14 protein-coding genes are annotated in these 11,324 nt (G+C 63.6%); 10 read left to right on the top strand and 4 right to left on the bottom strand.

Going from position 1 to position 11,324, the window contains the following annotated elements:
* Positions 1–585 precede the first annotated feature (585 nt).
* From JOZ76_RS07945 to JOZ76_RS07935, 3 genes are all read left to right on the top strand, one after another.
* Positions 586–1,995, top strand: coding sequence for a DEAD/DEAH box helicase (locus JOZ76_RS07945; protein ID WP_291698076.1), 1,410 nt, complete (start codon positions 586–588; stop codon positions 1,993–1,995).
* A gap of 27 nt (positions 1,996–2,022) precedes the next feature.
* Positions 2,023–2,313, top strand: a complete 291-nt coding sequence (infA, locus tag JOZ76_RS07940) for a translation initiation factor IF-1 (protein WP_291698075.1) — start codon at positions 2,023–2,025, stop codon at positions 2,311–2,313.
* A gap of 266 nt (positions 2,314–2,579) precedes the next feature.
* Positions 2,580–2,792, top strand: coding sequence for a cold-shock protein (locus JOZ76_RS07935; RefSeq protein ID WP_006612155.1), 213 nt, complete (start codon positions 2,580–2,582; stop codon positions 2,790–2,792).
* Between the two features lie 205 nt (positions 2,793–2,997).
* Here JOZ76_RS07935 and JOZ76_RS07930 read toward each other — a convergent pair whose 3' ends face one another.
* From JOZ76_RS07930 to JOZ76_RS07915, 4 genes are all read right to left on the bottom strand, one after another.
* The gene (locus tag JOZ76_RS07930) at positions 2,998–3,585 is read right to left on the bottom strand and encodes a TadE/TadG family type IV pilus assembly protein (protein WP_291698074.1); all 588 of its coding nucleotides are present in this window, start codon (positions 3,583–3,585) and stop codon (positions 2,998–3,000) included.
* A gap of 10 nt (positions 3,586–3,595) precedes the next feature.
* The gene (locus JOZ76_RS07925; protein ID WP_291698073.1) at positions 3,596–4,138 is read right to left on the bottom strand and encodes a TadE/TadG family type IV pilus assembly protein; all 543 of its coding nucleotides are present in this window, start codon (positions 4,136–4,138) and stop codon (positions 3,596–3,598) included.
* Positions 4,139–4,318: 180 nt separating this feature from the next.
* Positions 4,319–4,816 (bottom strand): pilus assembly protein N-terminal domain-containing protein, encoded by a 498-nt coding sequence (locus JOZ76_RS07920; protein ID WP_441299995.1) that lies wholly within the window; start codon positions 4,814–4,816, stop codon positions 4,319–4,321.
* Positions 4,817–4,949: 133 nt separating this feature from the next.
* Positions 4,950–5,777, bottom strand: a complete 828-nt coding sequence (locus tag JOZ76_RS07915; protein ID WP_291698072.1) for a sterol desaturase family protein — start codon at positions 5,775–5,777, stop codon at positions 4,950–4,952.
* 312 nt (positions 5,778–6,089) lie between these two features.
* Between JOZ76_RS07915 and JOZ76_RS07910 the strand changes: the two genes are divergently transcribed.
* The 7 genes from JOZ76_RS07910 to JOZ76_RS07880 form a co-directional block, all read left to right on the top strand.
* Positions 6,090–6,254, top strand: a complete 165-nt coding sequence (locus JOZ76_RS07910; protein ID WP_291698071.1) for a Flp family type IVb pilin — start codon at positions 6,090–6,092, stop codon at positions 6,252–6,254.
* An 82-nt stretch (positions 6,255–6,336) separates the two neighbouring features.
* Positions 6,337–6,483: a hypothetical protein gene (locus JOZ76_RS07905; RefSeq protein ID WP_291698070.1), complete on the top strand. Its 147-nt coding sequence runs from the start codon at positions 6,337–6,339 to the stop codon at positions 6,481–6,483.
* A gap of 182 nt (positions 6,484–6,665) precedes the next feature.
* On the top strand, positions 6,666–7,190 hold the full coding sequence (locus JOZ76_RS07900) for an A24 family peptidase (protein WP_291698077.1): 525 nt from the start codon (positions 6,666–6,668) through the stop codon (positions 7,188–7,190).
* Positions 7,191–7,347: 157 nt separating this feature from the next.
* Positions 7,348–8,148 carry a Flp pilus assembly protein CpaB gene (cpaB, locus tag JOZ76_RS07895; RefSeq protein WP_291698069.1) on the top strand — a complete coding sequence of 267 codons (801 nt, stop codon included), beginning with the start codon at positions 7,348–7,350 and terminating at the stop codon, positions 8,146–8,148.
* Between the two features lie 2 nt (positions 8,149–8,150).
* Complete coding sequence (locus tag JOZ76_RS07890; RefSeq protein ID WP_291698068.1) at positions 8,151–9,635, top strand: type II and III secretion system protein family protein; 1,485 nt, start codon at positions 8,151–8,153, stop codon at positions 9,633–9,635.
* Between the two features lie 23 nt (positions 9,636–9,658).
* A complete protein-coding gene (locus JOZ76_RS07885; RefSeq protein ID WP_291698067.1) occupies positions 9,659–10,399 on the top strand; it encodes a CpaD family pilus assembly protein in 741 nt (246 codons plus the stop codon).
* On the top strand, positions 10,396–11,324 hold a 929-nt coding region (locus tag JOZ76_RS07880; protein WP_291698066.1), incomplete at its 3' end, for an AAA family ATPase. The genes JOZ76_RS07885 and JOZ76_RS07880, both read left to right, overlap by 4 nt.

Below are 11,324 nucleotides of genomic sequence, written 5' to 3'. Positions count from 1 at the left end.
ATCGTGATTGATCGAGTTAAGCATGAGGTGTCATCTCCCTGACGCAGGCGTTGAACGCTGCGAAACGGCCCCACGGCCGCCTGCGTTAAGGGAATCGCAAGAACCATGCCATCGGCCGCAGGCGCGGCAAGCTGATGATCTAATTCGGGAATTTCCCGGATTTTGGCGATGCCGCGTAGCGTTGGTGCCTATTTCCTCATCAGCGAAACTGTATGCTTTCTCGGCAAAAAGTCTATTTATTGTGCAATATTAGCCGAATGTCTAATTTTCTGGCACTGGATGCTCGGGTGCGGCGGCGTCAATCTTGGCGAGAAATTGGCGATCTCGCGAAATTCTTCATGATCGCAGCGTATTCTCCAGATTGACCTTGAAAGCGCCGCGATGGTGTTCCATATCGGCGGCAGGACCGAGGGAATCATCCGGTCGATGCGAGCCGCGTGTTCTTAAGCCCGCGAATGCAGGGTTTCTGGCTTGCCCCTATCACCCAGCAAAACGACGCCCCCGGCACGCGGGCGTTCTTGATGTTTCGTCCGCTTCGGCATTCGAGCCGCAGCGGCTGAACTGCCTCATGGAAAGATCCATCTTTTGACCTCCTTTCAGGATTTCGGCCTCGCCGACGCCATCACGCGTGCGCTTCGCGAGGAAGGCTATCAGACGCCCACCCCGATCCAGGCCCAGACCATTCCGTTTGCGCTCGAAGGGCGCGACGTCATCGGCATCGCGCAGACCGGCACCGGCAAAACCGCAGCTTTTGCGCTTCCCATTCTGCATCGCCTGCTCGAGCGGCGGACGAAGGTGCCGTCAAAAACCTGCCGCGTCGTCGTGCTGAGCCCGACCCGCGAATTGTCGGGACAGATCCTCGACAGTTTTAACGCCTATGGCCGCCACATCGGCGTGACCTCGGCTCTCGCCATCGGCGGCGTACCGATGGGACGCCAGGTGCGCGCCCTGATGGGCGGCGTCGAGATTTTGGTCGCCACCCCAGGCCGGCTGATCGATCTCGTTCAGAGCAACGCGCTGAAGCTCGGCCAGGTCGAATTCCTCGTGCTCGACGAGGCCGACCGCATGCTCGACATGGGCTTCATCAACGACATCCGCAAAATCGTCGCAAAGCTGCCGGCAAAACGCCAAACCTTGTTCTTCTCGGCGACGATGCCGAAGGACATTGCCGAGCTCGCCTCGCAGATGCTGCAGGATCCCGCCCGTGTCGCCGTGACACCGGTCTCATCGACCGCCGAGCGCATCACCCAGCGCATCATCCAGGTCGACCACGCGGCCAAGGCGACGCATCTCGCCGAGCTCCTGAAGCAGGAGCCGATCGAGCGAGCACTGGTCTTCACCCGCACCAAGCATGGCGCCGACAAAGTCGTGAAGGGCCTTGCGAAAGCGGGCATTGCGTCCAACGCCATTCATGGCAACAAGTCGCAAAATCATCGCGAGCGCGTGCTGGCCGCGTTCCGGTCCGGCGAGATCCGCACCCTCATCGCCACCGACATCGCCGCGCGCGGCATCGATGTCGACGGCATCAGCCATGTGGTCAATTTCGACCTCCCCAATGTTCCCGAAACCTATGTGCATCGGATCGGGCGCACCGCGCGTGCCGGCGCCGAGGGCACGGCGATCTCGCTGATCGCAGGGGCGGAAGAAATGGGCTATCTGCGCAACATCGAGCGGCTGATCCGCATCGCGCTGCCCCGCGAAGACCGGCGTACGGCGCGTGAGCCGGGCCATCGCGAGCCAAGCCATCGCGATACGGTTGCGACCCCTCATCACAGGCCACATGCGGCGCGCGGAAATGAATCGGTGCAGGCGTCGAAAGGCCCTCGCCGCCGCCGCCGTTCCGGTGCTAATAATAACGCTCAGCAAATCAATCGTCAGGAGCCGCGCCGCGCATCACATGGCGGCGGAAAGTCCGAGGGAATCCAAGGCGTTGCATTTTTGCATCGCGAGAGCCGCCCGAACAACCACCGCAACCGCCGCCAGCAGCCCCGCTAGCCGTCAAAATCGACCTTGAGAGAGCCCATGGCTAAAGAAGAACTGATCCAGTTCGAAGGACTGGTCACCGAAATCCTCCCCGACGCACGCTATCGCGTCCAACTCGATGCCGGCCACGAAATCGTTGCCTATACGGCCGGCAAGATGAAGAAGAACCGGATCAAGACGCTGGCCGGCGATCGGGTGACCATCGAAATGTCACCTTACGATCTGGAAAAGGGACGGCTCATTTTTCGCCACAAAGACGAGCGTCCGGCCTCCGCGGGCGCCCCACCGCGCGGCGGTCCCCAGCGCGGCGGCCAGTTTCGCCGCCGCTAGCAGGTGTCTCAAGGATTGGTTAGGGAAGTCCGCGCATGACAGGACCATGTCGTGCGCGGCGGGGGCCTTATTGGCAAAAAAACTGCACCTCAGGATTGTTTTGGGGCCTCGTTTCGCATAATATAAACCGTAATCGATTTTCGGCCGGACGACATTAGCTATCCACCGGTACAGCCGGTTTAGACGCTGACGACCCTTCCAAAAATTCGATCTCACCAGCCCACGCGAGTGGGTTACGACTTGTCTATCTGAGAAGGGACTATCCCGTGAGCATGGGAACAGTGAAGTGGTTTAACGCGACCAAGGGTTACGGCTTCATCCAGCCGGATGATGGCGGAAACGACGTGTTTGTTCATATCAGCGCCGTCGAGCGCGCGGGCCTCGGTACATTGCGTGAGGGCCAGAAGATCTCCTATGAGATCGTGGCCGATCGTCGCTCGGGCAAGTCGTCGGCCGACAATTTGCGCGCCGCGAACTGAGGATGATCCGGGCCGCGCCCGGACCGATCCTCATCCGGACTGCAAGCTAGAACTGGCAGAGCACTAAAGCTAAGAGGCCGCGGGCGTGCGGCCTTTTTTATTTGTGGTCGACATTCGTCATGTTTGACGCCGTCGCCCCGGCACGCACGACATGGGCTTTTGTGGACAGGCCGGCTCACCAGAAATCATCGCGCCAGCCCCGGCGTCACGAGGTCGGGCAGGAGCCCGTTGTCGCGTTGAGGAGCACGCAGGTCGACTGGCGCGGACGGGTGTAGGCGAAATCGCTCAGCGTGATGCCGGCCTTCGCCATTACGTAGCCGACCGTCGGCACGTAGTTGTAGGAGACCTCGCTGTAGATCAGATAAGTCCCGGCCACCGCCAGCGCGCTCGGGATCGCGACCACCGCGGACGTGGTGCGCGGCGCGGTGCCCTTGCTCCACTGCACCCGCGCCTGCAGCGTGGTCGGATCGACATAGAGCTCGGTGATCGTACCGCTCAGAGGTGCCACGGGATTGGGGTTCGGCGCAGACGTCGAATACGGCCACATGATCCAGTTCGACGCCAGGAAGAAGTTGGCGATGTCGGCGTCCGTCACCGACGTCGATTGCGACGTCAGGTCGGACAGCGTGCGCGCCATCAGCGTCACCTTGCGATCGACCGCGACACCGGACGAAAACTCCACCGTGCCGAAGAACATCACCAGCATGACCGGCATGATGAAGGCAAACTCCGTCGCCGCCAGGCCGCGGCGATCGGCGAGCATGCGAAGCCAGTTTTTCGCCAGCGCTTTCATCTGATGATTCCTAATACGGTTCATTCTTGAACACGGCGGTTGCCTGCAGCAACACCTTGTTATTGGAGAGATTGGCGAGGTTGAAGCCAAACCCCGTGACGAAGGTGGGCCACTGGTAGAACAGACGGACCACGACCAGGGAGCCGGGGCCGCCCGGGTTGTATTGCATGTTGTTGATGAAGTTCTTGCTGCTGTCGATCTGGTTGGCGATGTTGACGCTCGAGGCGGACGACCAGCTTTCCACGTCGATATAGATGCTGCTGCAGTCGAAGAACGAGGCGGGGACCTGGGTGCAGACGTAATTTGCGAACTGGGACTGGGTGTAGGATCCGTTCTGCGCCTGGCCGGTCAGGATCATGCGCGCCGAGTTCTGCGTGACGGTCTCAAGCACCTGGCCCGCGAAGAACATCAGCGCGACCTCGATAATTGCAAACAACAGCCCGAAGAACAGTGGGGCCACGATGGCAAACTGCACCGCGGCCGAGCCGCGGCGATTATGCCGGAACCGGCGCAGTATTTTCCCGAGGGAGTGTTGGTGTTTGGGCGGCGACATCAGGCATTTCCGGAAAGCAGCGGACCTCTCGCTTCCGAAAACTAGCGGGAAGAGATTGTGGAAGTGTTTCGCCCGTCACGTCCGCGAAAGTCCTGCGGATTAAGGCGACGCTAACCGTTCTGCCGCGATACGCCCGGTCGGCGGCGAACCGCGCCCTCTGATACCAAAACACCGTTGGTATCAGTTGCTCTTGCTCGCAGTCGTGCCGCTGGCCGCGGCGCTCGCCTGGCCGTTCAGTGCACCGGCCTGCTGGACCACGGAGCCAAAATAGTGATCGCCGTCGCCCAGCGTCATCCGCCGCTGGCACATCGGCATGCAGCTATAGGTCTCGCGCTCGACGCCGCGATAGACGGTGACGAGCTGTTCGCTCGGCCCTTCGACCTGGATCAGGCGGTCCACCAAAATTTCGCCGCCGCGGTCCATCGCGATGAAGTTGGTCGCGCCGTAGCCCTTGCCGGTCACGACCACGACGCCACCGGGCTGCAGCGTCACGTCCGCGATCATCGGATTGCCGACCACGATGGTGGCAACGCGCGCCGGCAGCTTGACGAGCTTGGCCTGATCGACATTGACGGCGACGACATTGGGCTCGGCGGGCACCGCGAGCGGCCAGAACAACAGACCAAGGGCGAGCGAACCGAGGGCGAGGCGAAGCGGGCGCGGCGGGACCAAAGACATGACTTACTCCGGGGCATTGACAAGCCGGCCTTCGCGATACGCAGCCGGGCCGGCGCCCGACGCGGGCGAGTGTGATGCGAACTGGTAAACAATCCGCGAATGAATGACGCCGTCGCCACCGCGCCAAGCCATCCTATTGGCGGAACGGATAGATGAGCTGTCCGCCGATCTGGTGCGGGATCGCGCCGTCATCGGCGCAGTAATGATCGGGAAGCGCGTTCTCCGGCATGCGGAAGGTGCCGAACAGGATGTCCCACAGCGGAAATGTGCCGGCGAAATTAGTGTTGCCGCCGACCTCCATCGCGGTGTGGTGCCAGCGATGGAACACCGGAGTCGCCAGCACGTATTTGAACGGCCCGAGCGTCCAGTTGAGATTGGCGTGTACGAAGGCCGAGTGGAAGGTCGTGAACGGGCCGACCCACAGCATGATGTTGGGCGAGATGCCTGCCATCAGCAGGATGACGTCGACGGCGATGGTCCCGAGCAGCAGGTTGACCGGATGGAATCGCGCCGCCGAAATCCACTCCAGATCTTCCGACGAGTGATGGATGGCGTGATACTTCCAGAAGCCGCCGCCATGAAACAGCCGATGCAGCCAGTACAGCATGAAGTCCGACAGCACCAGAAACAGGGTGGCCTGCACCCACAGCGGCAGCTCCGACAGCGGACCGTGGCCATTATCATAGAACGCGATCAGGTCATCGGCCTCGCGAATGTTGAACACCACGCCGGCGCCGATCACAAGCAGGCCGATGCGGAAGACGCGCGCGAACACCGGCACGAAGAACCAATAGCAAAGATCGGTGACGAGCTCGCGCTTGCGCCACCACGGCCCGGTCGGATTGCAGGCCCAGAAATGCGTGAGCACCGAAAAGACGACCGCCAGCACGATCGTGATCGGGACAACCTTCATGATCGTTTGCCCGAGCATCGTGAGAACTTCGAGCGGCAAATTGGACATGGTCGCCTCGCTGCGGAAATTGATCAGAGCAGCGCTACTCCTTGGCGCTTAAAGAGCAGTGAAATCGCAGCATGCCGAACGACGCGCTCACCGCCGGCGCGCACGCCCGCGATGGCCATTTCTAAAATTATGTCGCCGTGCTTAACGGCCGATTTACTCTGCTCAATAAGTGGCGTTTGAGGCGATGTTTCTCCGAACGAATTAACTGCGCTGCAATTGTCGGGCTTTTAGGGTTTTCGCCATGGTCACGGTGCTGAGAACGCCGGCGAGACCAAACCCAAGTTCGACAGCCACGTGCACAGGAGTTTTGCAATGAACAAGCTGGTTTCGCGCTTCGTCAAGGATGAGTCGGGCGCCACCGCCATCGAATACGGCCTGATCGCCGCCGGCATCGCGGTCGCCATCATCACCGCCGTCAACGGCGTCGGCACCGCGCTCTCCACGAAGTTCGGCTCGATCTCGACCTCGCTGAAGTAAGCTGCCAATCCGCCTTCGGCGGATGTCGAGGGCCCCGGCACAGTCCGGGGCCCTTTGTCGTGTCAGCGGTAAGGCTGTTCGTATGCGTAAGATCTTCACGGAAACCGTCGCGACCGGCGGAGCGCAGGCGCCCGCAACGCGGCGGCACCAGTCGCCTGCGGAGCTCGTCTGTCTTGCCCTTGTGCTGGCGCTCGTCACGCTGGCGGGCCGGATCGTAACGATCTGGTAACCGCAACCGTTGGGTGCCCTCGCCCAACCCGCGGCACGATCCATCGAGAGAATGCCGCAGAATGTGGCAGCGGCCCCGCATCGACGTCGTTCATGGAGAACGGTCTGGCGTTGGTCGATTGTTCACCACTGGCGATTTAAGCTTGCGGCCAGACCCCGATCCCGGACGTGCCCGATCAGCCCATGATTCTCGATGTCGTCCGCCTCGTGTTGTTTCCCGCCTTGATGGCGTTCGCTGCGGCGAGCGACCTTCTCACGATGACGATCCCCAATCGCGTCTCGCTGGTGCTGGCTGCCGGCTTTCTCGCGCTGGCGCTCGCAAGCGGTATGCCCGCTTACGACATCCTCACCCATATCGGCGCCGGAGCCGCGGTGCTCGTCGTCGCGTTCGCCTGCTTCGCGATGGGCTGGGTCGGTGGCGGCGACGCCAAGGTCGCGGCCGCGGCCTCGCTGTGGTTCGGTTTCGCGCATCTGCTCGACTATCTGGTCTACGCCTCGCTGTTCGGCGGCGCGCTGACGCTATTGCTGCTGCAGTTCCGGCAATGGCCGCTGCCCCACGCGCTTGCGGCCCAGGGCTGGCTCTCGCGACTGCACGCCAAGGAGAGCGGCATTCCCTACGGCATCGCGCTCGCGATCGGGGCGCTGATGATCTATCCGGAGACCGAATGGATCGCCGCCGTCGACATCCTGCACTTCGCTGCTCCGTGAACGCCGGCGATCCGACGCCTGCCCTTCGCATTGCCGAGCGGAAACCAACGGTTAAGGCGATTTAGATACGCCTCATTAACCATGCTTTGACGAATAACTGCTCAACTCCACCTCACGGCGGCGGCAGCGTCGCTGCGTTTTGTGGAAAGTGAAGCGTATGAATTCCGCACGTATCATGGTCCTGACCATCGCCCTCGGTGCCGGGGGCGTTGCCGCGTATCTTGCGAGCGGATCCGACGAGAAGCCTGCCCCGCAACAGGTCGCGGCACCGCTTCCGACGGTCGACGTTCTCGTTGCCAAATCCGACATCGGTCTCGGCCAGTCGATCAGGCCGGATGACCTGCAGTGGCAGACCTGGCCGGCCGGTACCGCCTCTTCCAGCCTGATCAGGCGCAGCGAGCGCCCGGACGCCAATACCCAGGTGACCGGCTCGATTGCGCGCGCCCCCTTCATCGCCGGCGAGCCGATCCTGGAGCAGAAGCTGGTGAAGGGCGACGGCTCGGGCTTCATGGCCGCGATCCTGCCGAGCGGCATGCGCGCGATCTCGACCGAGATCTCGCCGGAAACCGGCGCCGGCGGCTTCATCCTGCCGAACGACCGCGTCGACGTCATCCTGTCGCGGCGGGAGAAGAACCCCGATCGCAGCGGGCTGCCCGACATCATCATCTCCGCGATCATCCTCGCCAACGTCCGCGTGCTCGCCATCGATCAGACGCCGAAGGAAAAGGACGGACAGAACGTGGTGGTCGGCAAGACCGTCACGCTGGAATTGAAACCCGAGCAGGCCGAAATCCTGGCCCGCGCACGGCAGGCCGGCACGCTGTCGCTGGCGCTGCGCAGCATCAGCGACCTCAACGCCTCGGACGACCGCTCGGACGATCAGCCCTCCCGCCGCGCCTACATCGTCAACATCGTTCGCTACGGCATTCCGAACCCAACGACGACGACGCAGAGATGAACATGAAGACACCCGACATGATCCGCCGGGACAACCAGCCGAAGATGCGGATGGCCGTCCGCGCGCTGTCGTTTTCGGCGATCGTTGCGCTGAGCCTGAAGGCGGCGCTGCCGGTCGCCGCGGCCGACTATCGGCCGACCGCGCCGCCCGTGACCGAGGGCCAGATCAATGCGCGATCCGTCTCGCTCGGCATCGGCAAGTCGATCGTCATCGACCTGCCGCGCGACATCAAGGACGTGCTGGTCGCCGATCCGAAGATCGCCAATGCGGTCGTGCGCTCGGCGCAGCGCGCCTACATCATCGGCGCCGCGGTGGGCCAGACCAACATCGTGTTCTTCGATGCCGCGGGCGCGCAGATCGCCGCCTACGACATCGCCGTGAAGCGCGACCTCAACGGCATCCGCGCCGCGCTGCGGCAGGCGTTGCCCAATGCCGACATCCAGATCGACGGCCTCGGCGACGGCGTCGTCCTGACCGGGTCGGCGTCGAGCCCGGTCGACGCGCAGCAGGCCGCCGACATGGCCGCGCGCCTTGCCGGCGGCGCCGACAAGGTGGTCAATTCGATCGCGGTGCGCGGCCGCGACCAGGTCATGCTGAAGGTCACGGTCGCCGAAGTCGCGCGCTCGATCATCAAGCAGATGGGCATCGATCTCTCGGGCAAGCTCAACTACGGCACCACCGTGGTGAACTTCAACAACAGCAATCCGTTCACGGCCAATGGTCACACGCTGGTCGGAACCAACGAGATCGCCACATCCCTTGGTGCCTCGCCGTCGGTGACCGCGACGCTTCGCGCGATGGAGAGCGCAGGCGTGGTGCGGACGTTGGCCGAGCCGAACCTGACCGCGATATCAGGCGAATCGGCGACCTTCATCGCGGGCGGCGAGTTCCCGGTGCCGGCCGGCTACGCCTGCGACCCGACCACCCACGTCTGCACGCTGCAAATCAATTTCAAGAAATTCGGCATCTCGCTGAACTTCACGCCGGTGGTGCTGACCGAGGGCCGGATCAGCCTGCGGGTGATGACCGAAGTCTCGGAATTGTCCAACGACAACGCCCTCACGCTGTCGCAGTCCGTGACGTCCTCGTCGGTGAATTCGGTGACCATCCCCTCGATCAAGACCCGCCGCGCGGAGACCACGCTGGAAATTCCCTCCGGCGGCGCGATGGCAATGGCCGGCCTGATCCAGGAGCAGACCAAGCAGGCCATCAACGGCCTGCCGGGACTCGCGCAGCTGCCGGTGCTCGGTTCGCTGTTCCGCAGCCGCGACTTCGTCAACAACCAGACCGAACTGATGGTGCTGGTGACGCCCTATGTGGTCCGCGCGGTCGCGCAGAAGGACCTGTCGCGTCCGGACGACGGTTTTGCCGCGGCATCCGACCCGCAGGCCGACCTGCTCGGCAGCATCAATCGCATCTATGGCGCGCCGGGCCGCGTCGAGCCGGGGCGCAACTATCGCGGCACCTACGGTTTCATCACCGATTGAGGACGGGGCAAGGATATCAAGCCATGACAGCCAGGACTTTCCCCGCCCGCGTCAGCGCGATCCGCGCCGCCGTCGCGCTTGCCGGCCTTACGCTCGTGCTCGGCGCCTGCACCCATACCGACGAGGTGGCGACGACCGCGAGCATTCCCGACGACTACCGGCTGCGCCATCCGATCGCGATCCAGGAGGCCGACACTTCGATCGTCGTGTTCATCGGCCGCGGCCGCGGCGGGCTGACCGCCGAGCAGCGCGCCGACGTGATGGGGCTCGCGCAGCGCTGGGGTCATGAGGGCACCGGCGCGATCAACGCGGACCTGCCGGTCGACACCCCGAACGCCCGCCCGGCGGCCGATGCGATGCGCGAAATCCAGTCGCTGCTCGCAGCCGCCGGTGTGCCGCCGAACGGCGTCGTGGTCCGCCGCTATCATCCGGAGGACCCGCGGCACATGCCCGCCATCCGCCTCAGCTATCCCAGAATATCGGCGACGGCGGGCCCGTGCGGCCTGTGGCCGGAGGATCTCGGCCCCTCGATCAAGAACAAGGGCTACATCGACAACAAGCCCTACTACAATTTCGGCTGCGCCTATCAACGCAACATCGCCGCGATGGTCGACAACCCCGCCGACCTGGTGCAGCCGCGGCCCGAAACGCCGCCCTACGCGCCGCGCCGCGGCGAAGCTTTCGAGAAATACAGGAAAGGCACCACGACCACGACGACCTATCCGGAGTCGGACAAGGCCAAACTCAGCGACACAGGCAAATGATCAGTTACGCGCGCCAGACCACCGAAGAGCAGCCGGCCACGGCGCCGCCGCCGGTCGAGGATCACATCGCGCCGGCGCCGCGGGTCTCCGTGCAGGCGTTCTGCGAGACGGTGGAAACTGCGGCTGCGGTGCAGTCCGCCGGCGAGGACCGCCGCCTCGGCAAGGCGCATCTGAAGATTCAGATGGGCGGCATGGCGGCCGCGGCGGAAGCCTACCGCTCGGCGCCGACGCCGAACGTGATCGTGCTGGAAGCCGACGCGCGCAGCAACATTTTGACCGAGCTTGATCAGCTCGCGACCGTGTGCGATCCGGGCACCCGCGTGGTGGTGATCGGCCGCGTCAACGATGTCGCGCTGTACCGCGAGCTGGTGCGCCGCGGGGTCAGCGACTATCTGATCGCGCCGGTCAACACGCTGGATGTGGTCCGCTCGATCTGCAATTTGTTTTCGGCGCCCGAGGCGAAATCCGTCGGGCGGATCGTCGCCGTGGTCGGCGCCAAGGGCGGCGTCGGCGCCTCCACCATCGCCCACAACGTCGCCTGGGCGATCGCACGCGATCTGGCGATGGATTCGGTGGTCGCCGACCTCGATCTCGCATTCGGCACCGCCGGTCTCGACTACAACCAGGATCCGCCGCAGGGCATTGCCGATGCAGTGTTCTCGCCTGACCGTATCGACACCGCCTTCATCGACCGCCTGTTGTCGAAATGCACCGATCACCTGAGCCTTCTGGCTGCCCCGGCGACACTGGAGCGGGTCTACGACTTCGGCGCCGACGCCTTCGATGCGATCTTCGACACGCTGCGCGCCTCGATGCCCTGCATCGTGCTCGACGTGCCGCATCAATGGTCGGGCTGGACCAAGCGCGCGCTGATCGGGGCCGACGACATCCTGATCGTCGCGGCGCCCGATCTCGCCAATTTGCG

The sequence above is a fragment of the Bradyrhizobium sp. genome (assembly GCF_019244115.1).
Taxonomy (GTDB): Bacteria; Pseudomonadota; Alphaproteobacteria; order Rhizobiales; family Xanthobacteraceae; genus Bradyrhizobium.
Note: the sequence above shows the minus strand (reverse complement) of the source record. Positions and strands in the feature narration are given on the sequence as shown.